Source organism: Algibacter amylolyticus, from assembly GCF_014202225.1.
GTDB lineage: Bacteria > Bacteroidota > Bacteroidia > Flavobacteriales > Flavobacteriaceae > Algibacter_B > Algibacter_B amylolyticus.
This window is the reverse complement of sequence record NZ_JACHGE010000001.1, coordinates 651,308-676,338: the sequence shown is the minus strand read 5'-3', so window position 1 is coordinate 676,338 and position 25,031 is coordinate 651,308. Positions and strand designations below refer to the sequence as shown.

At 33.2% G+C, this 25,031-nt stretch carries 15 protein-coding genes; 1 reads left to right on the top strand and 14 read right to left on the bottom strand.

The annotated features are described in order from the left end of the window. Nucleotides 1-15 precede the first annotated feature (15 nt). The 3 genes from HNQ90_RS02820 to HNQ90_RS02810 form a co-directional block, all read right to left on the bottom strand. A complete protein-coding gene (locus tag HNQ90_RS02820) occupies nt 16-1,347 on the bottom strand; it encodes an MFS transporter (protein ID WP_144115125.1) in 1,332 nt (443 codons plus the stop codon). 24 nt (nt 1,348-1,371) lie between these two features. Further along, complete coding sequence (locus HNQ90_RS02815) at nt 1,372-1,746, bottom strand: glutaredoxin family protein (RefSeq protein WP_144115124.1); 375 nt, start codon at nt 1,744-1,746, stop codon at nt 1,372-1,374. Between the two features lie 135 nt (nt 1,747-1,881). Then, entirely contained in the window at nt 1,882-4,605 is a 2,724-nt protein-coding gene (locus HNQ90_RS02810) for a TonB-dependent receptor (protein ID WP_144115123.1), read from the bottom strand. A 168-nt stretch (nt 4,606-4,773) separates the two neighbouring features. Here HNQ90_RS02810 and HNQ90_RS02805 point away from each other — a divergent pair, with 168 nt between their 5' ends. Next, a complete protein-coding gene (locus tag HNQ90_RS02805; protein WP_144115122.1) occupies nt 4,774-5,802 on the top strand; it encodes a LacI family DNA-binding transcriptional regulator in 1,029 nt (342 codons plus the stop codon). A gap of 10 nt (nt 5,803-5,812) precedes the next feature. On the opposite strand, the gene HNQ90_RS02800 is transcribed toward HNQ90_RS02805, so the two are convergent. The 11 genes from HNQ90_RS02800 to HNQ90_RS02750 form a co-directional block, all read right to left on the bottom strand. Continuing rightward, nucleotides 5,813-6,697 carry a carbohydrate kinase family protein gene (locus tag HNQ90_RS02800; protein WP_144115121.1) on the bottom strand — a complete coding sequence of 295 codons (885 nt, stop codon included), beginning with the start codon at nt 6,695-6,697 and terminating at the stop codon, nt 5,813-5,815. Between the two features lie 148 nt (nt 6,698-6,845). Further along, nucleotides 6,846-8,594: a RagB/SusD family nutrient uptake outer membrane protein gene (locus tag HNQ90_RS02795; RefSeq protein ID WP_144115120.1), complete on the bottom strand. Its 1,749-nt coding sequence runs from the start codon at nt 8,592-8,594 to the stop codon at nt 6,846-6,848. Nucleotides 8,595-8,604: 10 nt separating this feature from the next. After that, on the bottom strand, nt 8,605-11,769 hold the full coding sequence (locus tag HNQ90_RS02790) for a SusC/RagA family TonB-linked outer membrane protein (RefSeq protein WP_144115119.1): 3,165 nt from the start codon (nt 11,767-11,769) through the stop codon (nt 8,605-8,607). 12 nt (nt 11,770-11,781) lie between these two features. Beyond that, entirely contained in the window at nt 11,782-13,383 is a 1,602-nt protein-coding gene (locus HNQ90_RS02785; RefSeq protein WP_144115118.1) for a glycoside hydrolase family 32 protein, read from the bottom strand. Nucleotides 13,384-13,393: 10 nt separating this feature from the next. Continuing rightward, entirely contained in the window at nt 13,394-14,710 is a 1,317-nt protein-coding gene (locus tag HNQ90_RS02780; RefSeq protein ID WP_144115117.1) for a sugar porter family MFS transporter, read from the bottom strand. 373 nt (nt 14,711-15,083) lie between these two features. Next, the gene (locus tag HNQ90_RS02775; protein ID WP_144115116.1) at nt 15,084-17,801 is read right to left on the bottom strand and encodes a hybrid sensor histidine kinase/response regulator transcription factor; all 2,718 of its coding nucleotides are present in this window, start codon (nt 17,799-17,801) and stop codon (nt 15,084-15,086) included. Nucleotides 17,802-17,967: 166 nt separating this feature from the next. After that, nucleotides 17,968-18,891: a tRNA epoxyqueuosine(34) reductase QueG gene (gene queG / locus HNQ90_RS02770; protein WP_144115115.1), complete on the bottom strand. Its 924-nt coding sequence runs from the start codon at nt 18,889-18,891 to the stop codon at nt 17,968-17,970. Nucleotides 18,892-18,893: 2 nt separating this feature from the next. Beyond that, on the bottom strand, nt 18,894-20,228 hold the full coding sequence (locus tag HNQ90_RS02765; RefSeq protein ID WP_144115114.1) for a cytochrome P450: 1,335 nt from the start codon (nt 20,226-20,228) through the stop codon (nt 18,894-18,896). 134 nt (nt 20,229-20,362) lie between these two features. After that, on the bottom strand, nt 20,363-21,703 hold the full coding sequence (locus tag HNQ90_RS02760) for a cytochrome-c peroxidase (protein ID WP_144115113.1): 1,341 nt from the start codon (nt 21,701-21,703) through the stop codon (nt 20,363-20,365). A 181-nt stretch (nt 21,704-21,884) separates the two neighbouring features. Beyond that, the gene (gene ruvB, locus HNQ90_RS02755; protein WP_144115112.1) at nt 21,885-22,907 is read right to left on the bottom strand and encodes a Holliday junction branch migration DNA helicase RuvB; all 1,023 of its coding nucleotides are present in this window, start codon (nt 22,905-22,907) and stop codon (nt 21,885-21,887) included. A 431-nt stretch (nt 22,908-23,338) separates the two neighbouring features. Next, on the bottom strand, nt 23,339-24,994 hold the full coding sequence (locus HNQ90_RS02750; protein WP_172625808.1) for an FG-GAP-like repeat-containing protein: 1,656 nt from the start codon (nt 24,992-24,994) through the stop codon (nt 23,339-23,341). Nucleotides 24,995-25,031: the final 37 nt, after the last annotated feature.

The window sequence follows — 25,031 nt, the reverse complement described above, 5'->3', positions numbered from 1 at the left end:
AATAAATATTAAAATTTAGTGCGCCGATGATGGCACTGATGCTATATCTCCAGAAAATTTCTTGGATTTAATAAACAGTGTTAAAATTGCGCTTATAATTAAAAGTACTCCTGCAAAGGTGATTGCCTGACGCGGATCATTATTTAAAAAATGCTTTAAAATAAACCCAAATGATAGTGTTTGTAAAATCATGGGTACTACAATCATCATATTTATAATGCCCATATAGACACCATAACGTTCTTTTGGTATTTCTGAAACCACCATTAAATATGGAATTCCCATCATACTTGCCCAACCAATACCAAATCCGGTAATGGCGAAAAACAACAAGTTTTTATTTTCAATGTGAGGGAAGGCTAAAAACCCTATTGCTGCGATAAGCAAACAGAACGCATGTACTTTTTTGGCACTATATTTTTTAGCAAACCCTACTAAGGCAAACGCTACTAAAAAGGTAACTACGTTGTACCAACCGTTAACTAATCCTGTCCAACTTACAGCCTCACTATACGCCTCTTTATTATCTGGTGTGGCGTTCCAAACTGAAAGCGCAACACTTTTTGACGAATTTTGCCAATAACAAAACAAGGCATACCATTGAAACAAATACACCAATGCTAATTGCCACATTACTTTTGGCATATCTTTAATGGCTCCGAAAATTTCTAGCAAAGGCCCTAAAACGCTTCGTTTTTCACTTTTAAGTTTTGCTAATTCCTCTTCGGTTGGCGGAATTTCTTTTGTTTTACTAATACTCCACAAAATGGAAGCAATGGAACAAAACGCCCCTAAGAAAAAGGATGCATAAACCCAGGTTGGTAACGAACCTGTCATACCTATAAAAATTAAAGGAAAAATAAACAATGATAAATTGGCTAAAACCTGCCCTAAGCCCGTAAAAAAGCTCTGCATTTGGAAACCTAAAGGTTGTTGCTCATCATCCAACTTATCTGCTATAAGCGCTCTGTAGGGCTCCATAGCGGTGTTATTACCAGCATCTAAAACCCACAATAAACCAGCTGCCATCCATAAAGAACTACTAAACGGAAATGCTAATAGCGTTAAACTACATAATATGGCTCCTATTAAGAAAAAAGGCTTACGTCTTCCAAATTTTGGACTCCATGTTTTATCACTTAATGCTCCAATAATAGGTTGTACTAATAACCCTGTTACTGGACCAGCAAGATGTAAAATTGGAATTTGATCTGGACTTGCTCCTAAAAAATCGTAAATTGGTGTTACGGCACTTTGTTGTAAACCAAAACTATATTGAATTCCGAAAAACCCAACATTCATATTTAATATTTGCCAGAAACTTAACTTTGGTTTTTTTATTATCATAATAGTTTAGTTTTTTTGTGGTGTCTAGTTTTTTGTGGTGTCTAGTTTTTTAAGAAAATCTTCAAAATCGGTATTATTCATAATTAGCTTACCGTATAAATCTACTATCGGTAAAGACAAATTATCTAGTGAAATGCCTGCTTTTTGAAGTTTAATAACCATTTCTCTTTGTTTTAAAAGGTTTACATCTACATCGTAATATGTAAAGTCTATCTTTTTACTTTTTAAGTAAGCTTTAGTATCGATGCAATAATGGCAAGTATCACTGCCGTACACAATTATTTTTTTCAAATTTTCTTTAGCAGTTAAGCTGCCATTTAAACCCGGTTCTGTTTTTTGAGCTAAGCAATCTTCTCCTAAAGTAATGATTAATAATATTGAAAAAATAAAAGCTTTCATCTGTTTATATTTTTTTTGTTTTTGATTTGAATTATGAAGCTATTCATGCAATTAAACTTTAAATAAAAAGAGCTGGAACTTAAAACAAACCCCAACTCTTTTAGTAACAAACTCAAATCAAACTAAACTATTTTATTAAAATTTATATTGTAAAGATAATGTTGAAGAACGACCACTAATTGATCTAGCTCTTACTAAACGATCATTACCAAAAGCACCATCGCCATTTCCTTCAACTTCTGTAATACCAACAGTATCAAAAAGATTGTTTATACTTAACACTACAGAAAGTCCTTTAGTTAAACCAGCTCTTCCAATTAAATTGAAGTAAGCGTAAGCAGGCATTACTAAATCGTTATCATCTTGTGCGTAAGATTTTGAAGTACCTAATACACTTAAAGCAACGCTATGCTCTCTATCTGCTCCAAAATTGTAAGCCGGAGATAAGTTATAAACTAAATCTGCTTGTCTTCTTGGAGTGTTTCCTTTGTTAGCACCACCATCAATTTCTGCTTTAGTCCAAGTAAAAGAACCATTAAAGTTAAAGTTTTCGCCAAAAGCTAAAGCCGTTTCTGCCTCTAAACCTAAAGCTTTAAATGGATTTCCAACCGATCTGTTTAACTCATTACTTAAACCTTCATCTGTTCTACTACTAAAACCAGTTAAGTTAAGCGTACCGTTATTCAATCTTTTCTTGAAACCAACTTCTAGTTGAGATAACTCATCATATTGAACATCTGCTAAACCATTAGTTCCATAATTATTTCTATCGGCAGCTCTACCAGAAGCACCAGAACTATATCTACCAAATACTGCTGCTCCATCATTTAACTTGTAGTTAAGACCTAATGAATAAGAAACAAAATTATAATCATCATTTAAAGGCTGACCTGCATTACCAATAATTAATGGTACAGTCTCCTCAATACTTTCAATCGTTCCATTTCCATCATAGTCAAAATTACCTTGACTTGTTGGTCCACCTTGTATATTACCGTTTACACGAACATTTTCAAAACGCACACTACCATCAAAGTTTAACTTATCGTTAATATCTGCATCAACACCTACATAAGGAGAATTCACACTATGCACTGTGTTGTATTTACGTTGACAACAGTTACCCCAAACTGGAGTTCCATAAGAGTATTGACCACTTCTAGACACACCGTCAAAATCTGCTAATCTTGCTTCTCCATCACCTTTAACTTCAGACAGAAAAGAATTCCATTGCCATCCAATTTTAGTGTTTTGAGTTGCTGTGAATAAACCTGCTGTAACTCCAACATTATCACTTACTTTCTTGCTTATTTTAATATCTCCAAAAAAGTTACTTAAATCTTCTATTGAAACATCAAACATATGAATAACTTGAGCTAATCCGTTTGACGGAGCAAAAGCTTCTCTATCTCCATTTGCATAAACCAATGATGGTACATCTCCAGCTGTAGCAAACTCACCTATATGTGATTGCACACCTGCTTTACCTGTATAAGGGTCTGGATTTCCATCTTCATCTAATCTATCTGGATCATCTACATCATTATCAGCCGTTAACATTCCTTCAATTTCAGAAACCGTACCAACAGCTGCTGTAAATGGTGCAACCCATTCTCCACTATTATTAGAGTATCTACCTTTACCTGTTACTTTCCAACCTTCACCTAAATCGAAAGAAAACTCAGCTCCTAATGCTTTTGAAATTGGGTTATTACCATTTCTAACATCGTTTACATGTCTTTCTCCAGAAAAAGGAGATGTTCCAGCACTTTGTTGTAAATAAGCAGAGTGTGTTGCATCCGAAGTAATATCAAATCCTGGTAAGTTAGAATATGTAGGGTTTGAATTATCGCCCTCTAAACGCATTGGCATTGGCATATACATTACAGATTTATCGTTTAAAAACTTAACGTATGTACGCACGTAGCCGTTTTCAAATTTCTTAGTAAGATTAGCTTTAAATTGCCCACCTTTATTTCCTTGGTAACCTATTTCTCTTGGCCCTTCGCCAGTTCTCATAAATCCACCAATATGGTAAGATAAACCATTTCCTAATGGCGTTCCATATTCAAAATCTAATCTTGTTGTTTGATAGTCTAAACCAAACGTTGTTGCAAGAGACCCACCTTCTGTAGCACCTGTTTTACTAATCATATTAATGATACCTGCTGGACCATTTGATGTTTGTGTAGATGCAGAACCACCTCTTATAGCTTCAACTCTACCAATGTTAGAATCGATTCTTAGAAAGTTATCGGCATTTCCAAAAGAAGTATCACCAAATAAGTTTAATGGTAAACCATCTTCTTGAATTTGGAAATATCTTGATCCCCCAGAAGATACTGGTACACCACGTACATTAAAGTTAGCGTTACCTTCACCACCCGAAGACTCAGCACGTATACCTGGTACATTTCTAAAAAGTTCACCAGCACTTCGTGGTGCAGCTTGCTCAATTAGCTTAGCGCCCATTGTAGAAACAGAGACACTAGATTCTAGCCTAGACTTAGGGTTTACAACTCCTGTTACAATAATTTCGTCCAAAGATTGTGCATCTTCCTCCATAGTAAAATCGACTACAAGATCACCTCCATCAATGGTAACAGTTTTTGATGTTTTTGCATACCCAATAAAAGTGGCAGATAAAGTATACGCACCATTTTCCAGATTACTAATAGCATAATTGCCATCAAAATCTGTAACAGCACCTTTAGTAGTGCCATCTACAATAACATTAACACCTGGTAAAGGTATCCCTGTTTTGTCTTTTACGTTTCCTGATATTGATTGAGCCACGGCATTACCCACCGAAAACAGCAACAATAACAACAAAATTCCATTTTTTTTAATTGAATTCATTTGTCTTAATTTAGATTAATTGATAATTTATTTAGTTAATTTTTATCAAATCTATACCAAAACACATATAAAAATCATTATTTAGCATCGAAAACGTTTTCGTTTTTACCGAAAACGTTTTCGGGATGTTTTTTAATTATTATATTTATGCTTTAAAAAAACCTTCTTATGAAACCTGTAACTTTAAAAGACATCGCCGAACAATTAAATATTTCTGTTACCACAGTTTCAAAAGCCTTAAAAGACTATCCGGATGTAAGTAAAAAAACAAGAGGGTTAGTAAGGGAATTGGCAAAAACATTAAACTATAAGCCAAATACGTTTGCTGTTAACCTAAGAACCAAAGAATCTAAAACTATAGGCTTGGTTATACCGGTAATCGTTCATCATTTTTTTTCGAATGTTATAAAAGGTATTATATCGCAAGCAGAAAAAAAAGGCTATTTAGTTATCATTCTTCAATCTAATGAGTCTTATGAGTTAGAAAAAAAACAAATTGATTTATTATTGAGTCAGCGTGTAGATGGTTTAATAATTTCTATTGCTAACGGAACCGCAGATTTTAATCACTTAAACGAAGTTATAGCGCAAGAGAAGCCCATAGTCATGTTTGATAAAATTGCTAAACTTGTAAAATGTTCAAAAATTATTATTGATGATAGAAAGGCTGCTTACACCGCTACGCAACATTTAATAGATATTGGTTGCAAACGTATTGCACATTTTAGAGGTGCCCTTTTACCTCAAAATTCTATTGATAGATTTTTAGGCTACAAACAAGCTTTAATAGACAATAATATGCCTTACGACCCAACTTTAGTTTATATCTGTGAACTTGGTGATAAAAGTTTTGAAGAAGGTAAACAAAACGCGAGACAGTTATTACAGGATCATGACGATGTTGATGGCATTTTTATAAACACTGATTTGGTTGCTATTGGTGCCATGACAGAATTTAAAGCTCTAGGTGTTAAAATTCCAGAGGATATTAAAATTGTTGGATTTAGTAATTGGTTTATGTCTTCGGTAATATCTCCAACGTTAACAACGATTGACCAACCTGGTTATAAAATGGGTAAAACGGCTTTTAAGCAACTTTTTAAAGAAATGAATGCTATTAAAAATAAAAAGCCAAAAAAACCAAAAATCATTACACTAGAAACCGAATTAATTAAAAGAGAATCTACTAAAAGTTAGATTACCTTAATTAATACGGATTAATAAACACATCAATTTCAGAACTAGATAATTTAGGGTTAGCACCTTCACTTTGAGCCACTAAAGCACCTACTGCACAAGCATAATCTACAGCTTCTTGCGGGTTAACATTATTTAATAATTGGCTAATTAAAGTTCCTAAAAAAGAATCTCCTGCTCCAACAGTATCAATCACTTTAATTAGAAAACCACTATTATAAAACAACTTCCCATTATAAAGTAATACAGCACCGTGCGATCCTTTGGTAACACAAATATGCTTTGTGTTTGTTTTTTCTGAAATAAACATTAGGTTCTGCTCTAATGATTTATATTTAGAACCCATATATTCGCATACTTCATAAAGTTCATCATCATTAAATTTAATAAAATTGGCTTTATCCATTAAGTGAAACAAAACATCTTTGGTGTAGTAAGGCGGCCTTAAATTTAGATCGAAAATTTTATATTTAGCTAGTTCAATTAGTGCGTATAAGGTATCTCTAGAATTATCATCTCTTGCCACTAAACTACCAAAAACAAACGCATCGGAACTTTTAACCGCTTTTTTATTTACTTCGGTTAGCCTTATTTTATCCCAAGCTCTTGGGTATTTAATATCGTAAGATGCCGAGCCTTGAGCGTTAAGCATGACTTTTACTTTACCTGTTTTATACTCTGGATTAACTTGTACACAACTTGTATTTACACCACAACCCTTAAGGTATTGCATAATTTCTGCGCCACTTTTACCTTTTCCAATAGCACTAACCATAGTAACATCGTGATTAAAAGATTGCAACCTGCTAGCTACGTTTAATGGTGCACCACCTATTTTTTTATGTGTAGGAAACACATCCCATAATACTTCTCCAAAACAAACAATTTTAGACATATTTTTTATTTTATAAAATTAAAAAAGAGGGAGTTTTGTAAAACTCCCTCTAAAATCAAAAACTGATTAAAACAAAATTAACTAAATAAAGAATCAACCAAATTAATGACTTAAACTAGTAGTAACTAACTCAAACTAATTACTTTTATTAATAACCAGGGTTTTGGTCGTATAAACCACCTGTGAAATCAATTTCTCTTTGTGGAATAGGGTAATACTCATCTCTACCTGCTGTAAATTTAGCATTAGATAAAAAGTCTTTTCTAGTTTTTTCAACATCTAAATAAGCATTAAGTACAGGCTCTGCAATTCCCCAACGTACTAGGTCGAAAAATCTTGGTCCTTCCATACCAAACTCTAAACGTCTTTCAAACATTAAGGCTTTAATACCATCTTCTTTAGACATTCCCATTGGGTACTCGCCAATGTTATAAACATCAGATGCTCCTGCATCCATTTGTCTTTGTGTACTTGCTGCTGCACGTCTTCTTACTTCATTAATAATACTAATACCATCATCTACTTGGTTCATTTGTATTAAAGCTTCTGCCTTAAATAAAAGTACATCGGCATATCTAATAAACTCTATGTTTTTAGAAGTACCTACAAATGGTCCCTCTTTAACATAACATGAACAGTCTGGAGCTTGTTGCTCTTTCATGTTTCCAAAATACCCATATACTCCCGGATCTCTAGCCCAACTAAAGTTGTAAATCATATCTCCAGCCTCATTAAGGGTATTACGATATTTAAAAGGACGACCAGGTATTCCAACGGTATGATCAATTCTTGGATCTAAAGTAATTCCTGCTTCTAAAGGCGTTTCACCATCAGCATCAACCACAGCAAAAATATTTGTGTCATTAAAAGTATCGAACATAGGTAAACCATCAGCATCTGTTTTAAATGCATTTACCATGTTATGACTTGCTAAGTGAAAACCACAACACCCGTATAAACCTGTTCCGTGAGGTGAGTTTAATCCTGTTACAAAACTAACTCTACCAACTGTTGTACCATCGTTTATTGAAAATTGTGCTGCCCAAATAGATTCTGAACCATTATCAAAACCATCCAAATAATTATTACCGTAATCTGCCTCTAGAGCACCAGTAACATCATCTGCATAATCTACAACCTCTTGTAAACGAGACATGTTAATATTAGTAACTTGATGTGTATCATTTTGCTCGTAAGCCTGATACAAACGTAGTTTAGCTAAATATGCCGCTGCTGCATTTTTATCTGCTCTACCTACCTGCTCTTGCGATTGTGGTAAATTATTATATGCAAATAAGAAATCGTCTGCTATAGTATTCCATAAGGCATCATTATCTAAACGGTTATCAATTTGTAAAATTTCTTCTTGCGTTAAACCCTCTGTGATATAAGGGACTTTTTTAAACAATGTTTTTAAAACAAAATGAGAATGCGCTCTTAGGAATCTAAGCTCTGCTTGTCTTAATGTTTTATTTTCAAAATCTGCGTCTGGGATCTGATTAACTACATTCAAAGCAAGATTTGCCCTTGAAATAGCTGCGTAATAATTTGTCCAGGTTCTTGGAGCCATCCAATCTAACGGGTCATCAGCAATAGTTAAGTTATATTGCTCGTATCTATCTACAACATCTACATCTCCACGACCACCGCCGCCTTTATATGCATCATCTGAACGTACACTACCGTATACCCACATACTTGTTAATGGCCCAACCATATCATCGTTAGCAATTCCTGCATAGGCAGCTACCACTAAGGCTTCTGCATTTTCGGCCGTTGCTGCATCCTCAGCAGATAAAAACCCCTCTGGTTCGTATTCTAAAAAATCATCGGAACAAGCAAACAACACCATTGTTGCCATAATTCCTGTACATATTGTTTTTATATATTTTTTCATGTTTACCATTTTAAAAGTTAATATTAAGTCCTAATGAAAGCGTTGTAGGTACTGGAATTCTATTTGTATCCGTACGCTCAGGATCTGAACCTATGTAATCGCTAGGCGTAATCCAAAATAAATTCTCACCTTGGAAGTAAACTCTACAGCTAGTCATTCCTCCTAATTTATTTGCTAATTCTTCAGGAAGAGAATATCCAAATTGAAGGTTTCTTAATTTGAAATAAGAGTTGTTTCTAAATAAATAATCAGAAATTCTATTATCGTTATTTGCAAGAGTTAATGCAGGAACATCTGTATTTGTGTTGGTTGGAGTCCATGCATTTAATACTCCAACTCCCCCATTATCTCTACCTTGAACAAAATTATTTGTTACAATATAAGGATCTTGTCCTATTCTTCCTGCTACCCCAGAGCCAAATAATGACAAGTCGAAATCTTTATATGCCATATCAATTCTAATACCATACTCTAGGTCTGGCAAAGTAGTTCCAAGGAAATCTCTATCCTCTACACCTACGCTTCCATTACCGCTTAAATCTTTAAATTTTTGTCCACCTACTCTTCCTGCTGGCACTTGTGTAGGACTAGCATCTACTTCTGCTTGATTTTGAAAAATACCATCGTATTTATATCCATAAATTGAAAACTGTGAATGGCCAATAATAGAGTTTTCTACGGTTCCAGGAAAAGAGGAAACAACTTCGGCGGGTAATTCGGTAATCTCATCTTTAAAAGCACCAAAGTTTGTTGCTACTGTAAATGATAAACCATTATCTAATGTTTTAGAATATCCTAAAGCTAATTCCCAACCTTTAACTTGAGTAGTTGCTCCATTTAATGTACGTAATTGACCTTCACCTATTGCCGATGCAATTGGAGGTATGGTTAAAATATCTGAAGTTTCTCTTGTGAAATAGTCAAAAGATCCAACTACATTATTATTAAATAATGTAAAATCTAAACCAAGGTTAATTTCTTTTGTGGTTTCCCATTTTAAAGCAGGATTTCCTGCTTGAACAGAAGCAAAACCTGATGGTAACTGCCCTGAGTTTACACCATTTAAATCGTAAGCGGTTCCCACATTATAAAAGGTATTAAAGAAGAAATTATCTCCTGTTGCTTGTAGTTGGTTTTGTCCATATTTTGATGAAAACAAACCAAAACGTGCCACATCTCCAATAGTTTGATTTCCTACCTCTCCATAACCTGCTCTAAATTTTAATGAATTCACAATATCATTATCTTTCCAAAATTCTTCGTTACTAATTCTCCAACCAACAGTAGCCGCAGGAAAAACACCATATCTGTTATCTGCTCCAAATCTTGAAGACCCATCACGACGCAATGTAAAAGACGCTAAGTATCTATCGTCGAAACCATAACTAATTTTACCAAATTGAGATTGCATTCTACTTCCTGTTGAAGCCCCATTACTAATTGTTCCTTGGGTTGCTTCTTTTAGCACAAAATAATCTTCAGTTTCAGTGTTAAACCCATCACCCTGAGCGTAAATCTCATCAAAGGTGTCTTTTATAGATTCTACTCCTAATAATACATTTATTTTATGTTTTTCATTAAGTTCTAGTTGATAACTTAATGTATTTGTAAAAACCAAACTCGTAAACTTATTAGTGTCTAGTATTAACCTGTTATTATCTCTATTAACTGAACCATTACGTACTATCGGTTCAATATCTTTTCTTTTATAATCGCTAAAATCTAAACCTAAACTTGTTCTGAATGTTAAATTTTCAATAATATCGAATTCACCCCAAATATTACCAAAGACAGTTGTTCTATCAGTATTGTCCCAGCGATTTAAATATTGTATTAAAACGGCGTTATTTCTATCAGAATATCCAGCACCTAAAGGTCCAGCAAAACCACCATTAGCATCATAAACTGGTAAAGTTGGAGCCAACCCAATAGCTAAACCTGGTGTTGGCGCGCTACCTATATCTGTAGACGCCAAAGTTTCATCTGATGTAAACATTTGTGTATTAACTCCAAGTCTTAATCTATTATCAAATAAATGAAAATTAGAATTTAATTTTGCAGAAATCCTTTCGTAACCTGTGTACTTTAGAATTCCTGTATTTCTTAAATGTCCAACATTAAGTAGGTGAAACGAGTTATCTGTACCTCCAGAAACCGATATTTCATTATTATAAACATAACCTGTTTGATAAGTTTCATTTTGCCAATCTGTATCACCAGCAGGTATGCTAGTATCGCCACCTACAAATGGCTGTACGGTTACTCCGTTTAAAATTGGGTTGTTAAAATCGCCATTCCAGTCAAAATTATAAATTTGGCCATATCCACCATTAGGGTCTGAATTATCATTTACTGAAGCTTGCCATAGTATTTCTCCCCTTTGCTGAGCGTTAAGCATATCATAACGTTGTTTCTTCTCAGAAAGCACCGATATATTTGAATTTATGCTTACTTTAAATTTTTCACCACCAGCAGCTCTAGCGCTATTTTTAGTAGTAACGATAATTACTCCATTACCAGCACGAGCACCATAAAGTGATGATGCCGAGGCATCTTTAAGTACTTGCACAGACTCTATTGTGCTTGGGTTAATACTAGAAAAAACATCTTGTCTCACTGTTGGAACACCATCAATAACAAACAAAGGATCGTTATTACCTAATGTTGTAGCACCACGAATTAATATGTTACTACTAGCTCCTGTAGGGTCTCCAGATTTTTCAATATAAACACCTGGCACTCGACCTTGTAAACCTTGAATAGCACTACCAGAACTCATACTAGCACCTTCGGTTGGTCCTAGCTCTACAACCGTAATTGCTCCAGTAACATCTACTTTTCTTTCTCTTGCATATCCTGTAACAATAATTTCGTCAAGCGAAGCTGCATCTTCTGTTAGTACTACATTAATTACAGAACGTCCGTTAATTTGAATTTCTTGAGTTTTATAACCTACGTAACTAAACACTAATGTCCCGTTAGAATCGACATTATCCAATACATAGTTTCCATCAAAATCTGTGGCAGCACCTTGCGTTGTACCACTTACAATTACTGATACACCTGGCAAAGGCATACCATCTTCCAGCGAGGTAACAGTACCTGTAACCTGCGCTTGCACCCATAAGCTCATTAAAGCGAAAACGGGCATAAAAAATAGTTGTTTAAATTTCATAATTAGTTAGAATTAATTAATATTTAGTTTATTCATTTCAATACTGCCAAGAATAAATTCTTGGGCTTCGGGTATTATACTTAGTTTAGTATATGGTTTATTTGGGAAAAATATTTCTGTCATTACAGTTTCGCCATTATCAAAAAACAGCTCTATAGATGTTTTATCTAAAATGATAGTACCAGACATATCTGGACTAAGCGATGTTCTTTTAGCAACAGAAACGCCTTTTGCAAAATTTTCTGAGAAGCCTGTTTTTCCAGATTTTGTTCTATCTACAAAAAAGTTTTTATCGGCTTTGTTGTATCCAAAGGCCAGCGTATCCCCTTGTTTATTTGTTAAATTGAAAGTAAATCCTTTATCTATAACATCGGAGATATTAAATTGAATCTCGGCACTAGCTAAATCCATAGTGGAAGCATCAATAATTTTAGTATCTCCCCTAATAGAAATATTTTCTTTTTTATATTTGATGCTTCTGTAATTGTTAAGCTCTTTTACTGGTTGAAATAATAGCTTATAACCATTTTCATCCTTTTGAAGATTTACCTCTCTAGCAATAGTCATAGCACTTCTCCAAGTTTCGGTAGGAACCTTAATAGCATAATCCCAGTTAGACATCCATCCTAACATGAGTTTGCTACCGTCTTTTCTTTTTGCATTAGACCATGTAACACCCGCATAATTATCTCTTCCAAAATCTACCCAAAAGTTATTTTCTTTATTTCTGGCTGTTTCGAAATCCTTGTCCATTACAAATGAAGTTCCGTCAAAATCTCCAATAAAATATTGGGTTGCGCTACCTCCATTTGGACCACCTTTACCAATACTTACTATTAACACCCACTTAGATTCACCTGTACCCAATACAGGTAGTTTAAATAAATCTGGACATTCCCAAACACCGTCTTTAGAACCTTCTTCTCTTTTAAAATCTGAAAGCAACTTCCATTCTTTTAAATCTTTAGAGTCGTAAAACATAATTTTATCATCGGCAGCAAGCACCATGACCCATTTATTTCTATCTGCATCCCAGGTTACTTTAGGGTCTCTAAAATCTTTTAAATTAGCATCAATAACCGGGTTGTTTTCATATTTAGTAAACGTTTTACCCTCATCATGACTGTAAGCAATACTTTGCGTTTGGTTTACACTACCTTCGCCTTTATCTAAATGATTAGTGTACATAGCAACTATAGGCGCTGCGTTTGATACTTTTCCAAAACCTGACGTATTTCCAATATCCACTACAGCACTTCCGGAGAAAATAGTCCCTAATTCATCTGGATAAATAGCTATAGGTTGCTCTGTCCATGAAATCATATCTGTACTTATAGCGTGCCCCCAATGCATTGGCCCCCATACATTACTATCTGGGTGGTACTGAAAGTATAAATGGTAATATCCATTATAATAGAACATGCCATTAGGATCATTCATCCAAGCTTTTTTTGGAGTAAAATGAAAGTTAGGACGGTATAAATCTTCTTCAGAATAATTTTCATCAATCAATTCCTCAACATTCTGATTAGCATCTACTTTACCTTTACACGCAACAACAAATGTTAAAACCAAAAACATTAAAACTAGATTTGCTTTTTTTATTGTTTTCATATTATTTATTTTACTTAATTAATTTTTTGCTCAATTCTTCTAAACTTACTCCCTTGGTTTCTGGCATCATAAAAATCACAAATAGTAACTGGAATCCCATCATAATTGCAAAGAATAGAAAAACCATTCCCGCTCCTATAGTAGAAAACAAAACAGGAACTAATGATGGCACTATGGCAGCCAATATCCAATGTACAGAGCTACCAAACGATTGCCCAGAACCTCTTAAATGATTAGGAAAAATTTCTGAAATAAATACCCATATTACTGTTCCTTGACCAATAGCATGTGCTGCTATAAACATGAACAAAAATATGGGCATTGCACTACCTTCCCAACCAAAAAAGAAGGCAGCTGAAACTAAACTCAATGAAATAATATAACCGAAAGAACATATATACATAAGTTGTTTTCGTCCTAATCTATCAATCAAATAAATACCTAAAAGTGTAAATAGCAAGTTGGTTACACCTACGCCTATACTACTTAAAAGGGCTGAACTTTCCTCTAGACCCGCCTCTGCCAATATTCTAGGTGCATAATAAAGCAATGCGTTAATTCCTGATAATTGATTAAAAAAGGCTATTAAAAATGCTAGGGTTAATGGGAATCTATATTTCTTTAAAAAAATGTTTTCATTTGGAACGGTATTTTCCATTTCATCCTTAATCTCCATCATCAACTTTTCTGGATCTTGATCTGGATTAATAATTTTAAGAACATTTACTGCTTCGGCATTTCTTAATTTAGTTAGTAACCATCTTGGGCTTTTAGGAACCGTTAGCACAAAAAGTGTATATATAGCCGCAGGAATTGCCTCTACACCTACCATCCATCTCCAAGCGTTTTCTCCTATATTATTTAGCAGGTAGTTAGATAGGAAAGCGACAAGTATTCCAAAAACTATATTAAATTGATATAAGCCAACCAATTTGCCGCGGTCTTTAGCTGGAGCTATTTCTGATATGTAAGCTGGAGCTGCAATTGTAGATGCTCCAACACCTAAACCACCTATAAATCTAAAAACAGCAAAAGTTATAGGATCGTTAGCTAAGGCAGAACCTATAGCAGATATTGTATATAAAACACCTATCCATACTAAAGTATTTTTACGTCCTAATTTATTAGTAGGAATACCACCAAAAAAAGCACCAATTACAGTTCCCCAAAGTGCCATACCTATTACTACAACACCATGAAACATATCTGAAGAACCCCATAATAATTGTAGTCGCTTTTCTGCACCCGATATAACTACTGTATCAAATCCAAAAAGGAAACCAGCTAAAGCAGCTGTAACAGACCATATTAGTATCTTCTTATTCATGTGGTGGTGGTGTTTAGTTAGTTTTAGTGATTGCAAGTTATACTGAAAGCCTTTTTTGATGTGTTACATATGTATCAATATATATTGAAATTGTTCACCCGAACTTAAATTCAATGTAATCATTTGATTTTAAACAGGTTAAAGCCTATTTTTTTTAAATTACAAAAAACTAATCTCTAAAATCGTTACACCATTATTTCAAAATTGATACCTTATTACGCATTATTAACATGCGAATTCAGTAAAAAAACCTTCCATAAAATAAGAATATCACTAATACCCACCACTTAAAAAATAGTGTTCGTAAAAAAACACCTCTTATTTTATCAAAACAAGAATTGATAACTAAAGAAAATATAAAGTAAAGGCAGGCTTAAGACGCTCTGTATGCTTTAGGTGAATTATCAAACTTGTTCTTAAAACTAGTAGAAAAGTAATTAGGAGAAGAAAAGCCAGTAGCATATGCAATCTCAGAGATTGTTAATTTGGTTTCTTTCAAAAGTGTTTTTGCCTTTTCTAAGCGTATATTTTGAATATAATCGCTAATTGAAACACCTAAAATAGCTTTGGTTTTTCGGTATAGTTGTACTCTGGATATGTTTAGAGCAGTAGCTAAGTTTTCAACCGAAAATTTAGAATTATCTAAATTCTCGTTTATTATTTCATTTATTTTAGATAAAAAATCCTGTTCTATTGAGCCGAAACTATTATCCGTATTTATTTTGTGAATGTTGTTTATAAAATAATAACGAAGTTTTTCCCTATTATAAATCATGGTTTTTATGGATTGCTGAAGAACAGCAAAACTAAACGGCTTGGTTAAATATAAATCTGCGCCCGATTCCAAACCTTTTAAATAAGATTCTTTATTATTTAAAGCAGTTAGCATAATTGTTGGAATATGAGAAGTTCTTAAGTCCTTCTTTAAAATTTCGCATATTTCAAAACCTGTTTTATCTGGTAAATTAATATCGCAAATAATAATGTCGGGCACTATTTCATAAGCTTTTTCAATACCATCAGTTCCATCGGAGACATGTACGTCATATTCGCCAATCAATTTATTTCTTAAATATTTAATTAAATCTGAATTATCTTCAATGATAAGAATAGAGTAATGCTCTTCATCACGAACTACACCAACCTCAACAAACTCGTTTTCTTCAAAATCTGCATTAAAATTTAATACAGAATTATCTATTAAATCGGGTTCGTAAATAATCTCATCAGAACTTAAATGCGCATTTCCTTTGTAAAGTGTTAGGGTAAATTCTGTACCATGTTTGCTTGATACATCTATGGTGCCTTTATGCATTTCCACAAACTCTTTTGATAAATGCAAACCAATACCAGAACTTACTTTATTGTTGTTGGATGCCTGAAAGAAAGCTTGAAAAACATTATCTAGATCTTTTTTGGGTATTCCAATTCCGCTATCCTTAAAATTGATTTTCACAAAATTGCTATCAACTTCATTTATAATATTAATATGTACACTACCATTATTTGGTGTAAACTTAAAGGCATTGGATAGTAAATTGAAGTAGACTTTATCCATTAAATTTCTATCTATATAAATTTTTAAATTTTCATCGTTGGTGTTAATTAAGAATTCGATATTTCTTTTTTGTGCTTCACGTTCAAAATCTTTAAAAATTCCGGTTGAAAACTCATAAATATTAGTTTCCGAGGCTTTTAATATAAATTTTCGGTCTTCAATTTTTCTAAAATCTAGAAGTTGATTTATTAACCTTAATAATCGTTTAGAGTTATTGTAAATTAAACCAACTTCCCTTAAAAGTTTATTATCCTTAATGGCATTATCTTCACTTAAAGATTCAATTGAAGATAAAATAAGTGTTATTGGTGTTTTAAATTCATGCGATAATCCTGTAAAGAAATTCGTTTTAGCATCGTTACTAACCTTTACTTCTTCGGCAAATTTCTTGATTTGATTACGCTGCGTCGTTATTTTTTTATTTTGAATTTCTAACTCTCGCTTTTTCTTTTTAATGCTATTTGCTGAATATACACTGTAGATAGCTAAAAGTAAACTTGTAATTAGCAATCCTAAAAGCACTTTTAGTATGTTCTTTTGAGTTGAATATGTTTCTTCCTGCTGTGTTATTTTTTCTTGTTGTTCTTCTATTTCATTTTGATGCTTATTAATTTTATCATACTGATTTTTCATAATCTCAGCATTTCTATAATCAATTACCGTGGTGTTTAATATGTTGTTTTTAGAAACGTTTTCTTTTCGTAAAATCTTCATAGCTATTTTTATAGCTTCGTCTCCACCCGTTGGATATAATATAGTTGCAGCTAGTATACCATTTTGCACTAATTGAATTCCATTATTTGCACCATTTAAGCCATCTACACCAATAAACTTAATAGACTCTTCAACGCCTTTAGATTTTGCAATTTTCCAGGTTCTATACGCAATATCATCATTAAAAGCATACACAAAATTAATAGGTTTAACATGTAGCGAATCTAAAATTTGAGGTACCCTTTGTTCAATATCTTCATCATTAATTCTATACTCAACCGTAATATTTGGTTCATTATATATAATTTCATGAAACCCTAAATGTCTCTCGATAACAGGTGAAGAATTATCACTTCCTCTAATTTCAAGAATTCTGGATGGTTTTTCATTTAAAGAAGCTATATAATTAGCAGCATTACGCCCCACATCGAGATTATTGGCTCCAATGAAAGCTGTAAATTTTTGTGAATTAATTTTTCGATCCACAATGATAACCGGAATACCTTTATCATAAGCTTTTTCAATTACAGAAACTAATGGTTCTGGTCTTAACGGGGAAACGATAATAACATCAAACTCATTATCTATCATGAATTCAATTTGAGATTTTTGAAGTTCTACATCTTCATTGCCCTGAAAAATTGTTAAATCAATGTCCTCATATAATGAAGCTTCAACTTCCATTTCATGATCCATAGCTTTTCTCCAATCATCCTTACTAATACATTGAGAAAAACCAATTTTGTGCTTTTTGGTGTCGGTACTATTACACGAAAAAGAAAAGGTGAGAAGTAATAATAGAATAAATCTTATAAACATGTAGAAATACTTAGTTTTCATTTTAGCAAAGTCGTATTATTAAAAGTAATAGTTTTAAGATAATCTTTTTTGAACGAAAGCACCTTACAATACAAACTAAAAATCTAACTTAAAAAAATAAGACGATATAAATCTCAAAATAGAATAATTTTTCGTGGATAAATAGTTACTTTAGAAATTCAATATTCCTTTTCAAGCCGGAAAATTTAGTGCGTTTTACTGCCGATTTTTGAAACACTTTACTAAAGGTTTCTTGAGTCACTTCTTCCCAATCTTTTTTAGTCATTTGTAACAATTCGGGATGCGGATTAAAAAGTGGCTCGTTATGCGGTTTTGAAAATCGATTCCATGGACAAACATCTTGACAAACATCGCAACCAAACATCCAGTCGTCCATTTTACCTTTAAATTCCGTTGGTATGTTTTCTTTTAATTCTATAGTAAAATATGAGATACACTTACTACCATCTACAACATAAGGTTCGGTAATAGCCTGGGTAGGGCACGCATCAATACAAGCAGTACATGTTCCGCAATGATCGCTTGTAATTGAATCGTACTCTAAATCTAAATCAATAATTAATTCGGCTATAAAATAGAACGATCCTACTTGTTGGGTTAATAAATTACTATGCTTCCCAATCCAACCTAATCCGGATTTTGCTGCCCATGCTTTATCTAGAACCGGAGCAGAATCAACAAAAGCACGACCATGCACTTCGCCTATTTCATCTTGAATAAAATGTAATAACGATTTCAACTTATCTTTTATAACAAAATGATAATCGGTACCGTATGCGTATTTTGATATTTTAAATGCCTTTTTCGATTGATTTTCAGAGGGGTAATAATTTAATAACAAAGACACTACACTTTTAGAATCTTCAACCAATTTTGTTGGATCTAAACGCTTATCAAAATGGTTTTCCATGTATTGCATTTGCCCATTCATGTTTTTGTTAAGCCACTTTTCTAACCTAGGAGCTTCTGCTTCTAAAAAACCCGCTTTACTAATGCCACACGACAAAAAACCGAGACGTTTAGCTTCAGATTTTATAAGTTGCGTGTATTTAGATTTATTATCAATCACCTTTATTTTAAATTAAATTTTAATTTAACATCTACCGGCTTTAATGTAATTAACGGATTTATTTTTATACTATCCTTATTTGAAGTTATATTGAATTTTTTCACAATGGTTTTAACCGCTAAAATCATTTCATACATTGCAAAACCATTGCCAATACACAACCTAGGTCCTGCTCCAAATGGCATATAATACGGCAAGATTTCTTTCCTGTTTTCCTCTAAAAAACGTTCAGGAGTATACGCTTCAGGATTATTCCAGTATTTTTTATTACGATGCAGTTCGTAGATTGAAATACCTATCATGGTTCCTTTTTTTAAGTGATAATCTTCTATACTATCATCTTCAATATTTACCCTATCTGTTATCCACGCTGGTGGATACAATCGTAAACTTTCTTCAATAGCACATTTAGTATAATTTAACTGCGGTATGGTTTCTAATGGCGATAAACTACTAAGACTTGTTTTATTAATTTCATCTTCCACTTTACGCAACACCTCCTTGTTTTCTGCTAGTAATTTTAAAGTAAATGTTAATGCATTTGCCGTAGTTTCATGCCCCGCAACAAACAAAATTAGAATTTCATCTATTAATTGTTGATTACTCATGGTGGTGCCATCTTCATACTGCACATGCAGAAGCATATCTAATAAATCGTTATGCGATTGGTTTGATTTGCGCCTATCTACTATTATTGAATTAATAATACGCCTACTTTCTTTTACCAACTTCATGTGATAACTAATATCGCCCTTTAAATAGTACCAAAGCTTTTTATAAGGCATGCGTAATTCTTTTACAATAAACAGTTGAAGTTTTTCAATTATAAATTGTAATCTTTCTAAAACCTCTTTTTCTGCTGAGAAATTAAATAATGACTTGGCCACAACCTTAAAAGCTAGCTCATTCATTATGGGATATAAATCTACTAAGCTGTTTGGTTCTATTTTATCAACTTGTTTTTCAATCGTATTGTTAATGATTGAAACCAAATCGTTAATTTTTTCTTTATGGAATGCTGGCTGAATTAACCGGCGCTGTTTTAACCAATAATCGCCACTTGAGGTTAACAAGCCATAGCCTACATATTTAGATAAATAAGTGGTTTGAATTTTTGATTTACGATAAGATCTATGCTGTTTTTGAAGGACATGTTTTGTGAAATTCACATCGCGTGTTAAAACCACATATCCATAAAATGGTGATTTTATAGCAAATGTATCGCCAACCTCATTAAACCATTTGTTATGAAAAACAATAGGGTTTTTGGCCATAGAATTTGCGTTTAACAAAAACTTATAAAAAGGCACTTTATTTGGATATGTATATTTTGACATCTATAACCTCACTTAAAAAACCTAAAGTAGTTCTTTACTTTAAAAATACAGCTTTTATGTACCACTAAAAAACAAAAAAACCGAAGCATATAAGCTTCGGTTTTTGTTTTTACAAGTATAATGGTATATATAAATTACATACAGCCCATATCAATAGATGATTGAGAATCTGCATTAATAACACAATTTCCACTAGGTAAACTTTCTGGTTGATAACGTTTTAAATTTGGATCGTAAAGTGAGTTTTCAACAAATAAAGTAAGTAAATCAATTTCATCTTCTGTTAAATTTAAAGGCACAAACTGCTCTGATAAATTACTTGATGGCACCTCATTATTTTCAGCTACGGCATTGTTTTTATAGCTTATTACATCGCGTACCGATTTTAAACTACCACCATGTCCAAAAAATCCAACATCCAACAAATTATATAATTGAGGTGTTTTAAACTTATAATTATCATTACTATTACCCGTAAAGCCACCACGTCCTTTTTTAGTAGCCTCATCAATTACGGTCAAAACATTTTCGCCTGCTAAATCATTCATACCTAATGCATGAAATTCCATCCCGTTAAGTCCAGGTCCTGAATGGCAGCTATAACATTGTCCTTTGTCAAAAAACAGCAACGCTCCTTTTAATTCATCAGTACTCATAGCCGATTCATCACCATTTAACCATTTTTGGAAGGGTGCCTCGTTAGATAATACTGTTCTTTCGTAAGCAGCAATGGCTAAACCTGCGTATAGCTTACTAAAACATTCTTCTTGAGGGACATCAGGAAAGGCTGCAATAAATAATTCTTTATATTTAGTATTAACTACAAAGTCTGCTTTAATTACCATTCGGTGAACATCCAAACCAGCTATAGCCTGAGTTTCAACGCCCTCAAAACCTAAATTATTAACTTCTTTTGGAGTACCTGCTGTCCAATTTGCTTCGGTTCCGGCATTAGTTCCCACACCACCAAATTGACCGTTCCATAACATAACATCTTGGTATGCGCTGTTTATTACTGATGGGCTTCGTATAGGTTGAACATCGATTTCTGATTCAACATAGTTTGACGCTTTTACACGTCCTTCACCATGCGCACCAAAACCAAAACCACCTTCTCCTATACCTTGCAATATTCCGCTTTGGAATCCGGCTGCTGCATGATGACAACTAGCACAAGAATACGTATCCTTACCTTCCGGTTTAGTCGGGTTTTCCCCTAACATGGTTTCATGAAAAAGAAATTTCCCCAAAGCTACTTTTGCTTCTGTAATACTGTTTTTTGCATCACTAGGAATACCTGAATAATCGTTTGAAGCTGGAAGTATTAAAGATTCTTTAGATCCAAATAATTCATCTAGGCGTTCTTCTAGAATAGACTGAGAAGGCCTTTCTATATAATCATCATGGTCTGTTGCACAAGAGTTAAAAAAACACGTAACTATTGCTATAAGACTATAGAACTTTAAATTTTTCATAATAAAAAAGTTGGGTTACAATTTACGAGGTAAATGTATACCCTTAACCTATAAAACCTTACAAAAATTAGTTGAAAAACCTATAAAATAGTTGTATTGTTAAAATTTCGTTAAAGTGCAAATTTCATCTATAAAAAACCTCCTTTTCATCTAGGTTTCAAGCATTTTACAGCACTAATAGTTAAAACAAACCGCCCTGAGTGGGTCCTTTTATTTTCCCAAGGTGTTTATATGCTTGTTCTGTTACTTCTCTGCCTCTAGGTGTGCGCATAATGAAACCTTGTTGTATTAAAAACGGCTCGTAAACTTCCTCTATAGTTTCTGAACTTTCGCTTACTGCAGTTGCAATAGTAGAAATACCAACCGGACCGCCTTTAAACTTTTCGATAATGGTGGTTAATATTTTATTATCCATTTCATCTAAACCATGCGCGTCGACATTTAAAGCCTCTAGAGCATATTTTGCTATTTTAATATCGATTCTTCCATTACCTTTTATTTGAGCGAAATCACGAACACGACGTAATAATGCATTTGCAATACGAGGAGTACCCCGACTACGACCTGCAATTTCTATAGCAGCTTCCATTGAAATGGGTACGTCTAAAATAGTAGCACTTCGTTGCACAATGGTGGTTAATAAATCGGTTTTATAATATTGCAATCTGCTTTGAATGCCAAAACGCGCGCGCATTGGCGCAGTTAATAACCCTGATCGTGTTGTAGCTCCTATTAAAGTAAAGGGATTTAGATTTATTTGAACCGTTCTCGCGTTGGGTCCTGTTTCAATCATGATATCAATTTTATAATCCTCCATGGCCGAATACAAATATTCTTCAACTATAGGGCTTAATCTATGGATTTCATCGATAAATAAAACATCGCGGTCGTCAAGATTAGTAAGCAATCCTGCTAAGTCTCCTGGCTTATCTAATACAGGTCCAGAGGTTACTTTTATACCCACTTCTAGCTCGTTAGCTAAAATATGTGCTAATGTTGTTTTTCCTAATCCTGGAGGACCGTGAAACAAGGTATGATCTAAGGCTTCTGTTCTTAAATTAGCAGCTTGAACAAATATTTGAAGGTTTTCCAATACTTGATCCTGACCTGTAAAATCATCAAATGATAAGGGTCTTAATTTTTTTTCTACATCAAATTCTTCTGGTGAAAAATTTTCGTCTGTTGGATCTAGGTTTTCGTTCATTTTTTTAGTGTGACATAATCCGATTAATCGATCGGATTTTTAAAACATTTAAAGGGGTAAAACATTGGAGGCTTTTAAAATATATACAAAGACAAGAACAAATACAGCACTTATACCTAGAACACCCTCCCAGTGATAGATACTCCAAAGCTCTCTTCTATTTGGTTTTCTACCTTTTAATTTTTTAAACCGATTGAAGGCTATTTTATGGATAATGTAACCAACTAACACAAACAAAACTAATACCGCTATATAATACCCCATACCCTTATCAATTTAATATGATAAAAATAAGCAAAACAAATGACTTACTCGGAAACTTACGCATCACAAAATAATCTTAAAAAAAATTATATACAGTTTTTTTTAAAATAAAAAAAGGCCTTTCCAAAACAGAAAAGGCCTTTTTTTGTTTATTTAAATTCTTCAATCTATTCCTTAATAATTCTTTCTGTAAATGTTCCTTGGTTAGTTTTCAATTTCAACAGATATAATCCAATATTAATACTAGAAAAATCAATCATATTAATACCTTTTAGTTCTATATTTCTTATCGCTTTCCCTAAAACGTCATAGATTACTGCTTCTTGAATTTGTATGTTTGTTGAGTTTACAAATAACTTATTATTAACAGGATTTGGATATATATTTATTGAATTGTTTAATAACGAATCATCAACTCTTAGAGTGTTTTCGGCTGTAAAATTTAAAGTTTGAGAGTTATTATTTAATGAAACAGGTATTTCTCCATCCGCATCAGTTATGGCGCCCGGAGCTATATGAATATATAAATTTACACCTGTAATTAAATTACTAGTTGGGTTTATGGTAAGCACAGACCCCGAAACATTAGCAATTACTACGTCTATGGTTTCTACCACACTATTATCATTTACTCTTCTTATTTCTATATTTCCAGTTCCTTTGTTAATACTTTCATTAAAAATAATTTCAATGTTTTCTGAGGAATCAAATCCTGTTGAATCATCAACAGGCATACTAGACATAATCGTTGGAGGAGCATTATTATTACTAAATATAGCAGCATCGGTATCTATACCTTTTGGAGTATCTACAATATCTTGATCGTCATCGTTATCATAATCTATTATAAAAAAGTTTTCGGGGTTATTTTTTGACAAACCTATTGTTGTTTCAGTTTCAACTGTAAAACTTCCACTTCCATCATTTCTTAATATATGCCATGCATTATTTGCAGAGTTAATCGATATAATATCCTCATCTCCATCAACATCATAATCAATAGAGAAACTCGTTCTAATATCTCCTATCTCAAAATTAGAATTTACTGAAATTAAAGGAGAAGTTCCTCCTGCCGTTAATTCAACGAATGTACCACCATCGTTTCTAAATATTGCTGCTTGTGTATCTGTGCCTTTTACTGGATCAATGATATCTTGGTCGCCATCATTATCGTAATCCATCACGAAAAAATTAGCAGTATTAGCTATTGATAACCCTATTGTTGTACCTGTTTCAACAGTAAAGCTACCAGTTCCATCATTTCTTAATAAATGCCAAGCACTCATAGTTGAATTAATCGATATAATGTCCTCATCTCCATCAACATCATAGTCAATAGAGAAACTTGTACTAATACCTCCTACTTCAAAATTAGTATCTAATGAACTTAAAGGAGAAGTTCCTCCTGCTGTTAGTTCAACAAATGCACCTCCATCGTTCCTAAATATTGCGGCTTGTGTATCTGCGCCTTTTACTGGATCAATGATATCTTGATCGCCATCATTATCGTAATCCATTATGATAAAATTCACGGGATTCGCTATGGATAACCCTATTGTTGTACCCGTTTCAGAAGTAAAACTACCAGTTCCATCATTCCGCAATAAATGCCAAGCATTATTAGAAGCATTAATGGATATAATATCGTCATCTCCATCGGCATCATAATCAATAGAGAAACTAGTTCTAGTATCTCCTATCTCAAAATTAGTGTCTACCGAACTTAAAGGAGAAGTTCCTCCTGCTGTTAGTTCAGTGTAATTTTGTCCATTTATTAAAAAAGGAAATACTATTAGTAGTAATAAAAATGTAATTTTTTTCATTGTTGGGTAGTCTTTGATTAACATGTAGGTTTATTAT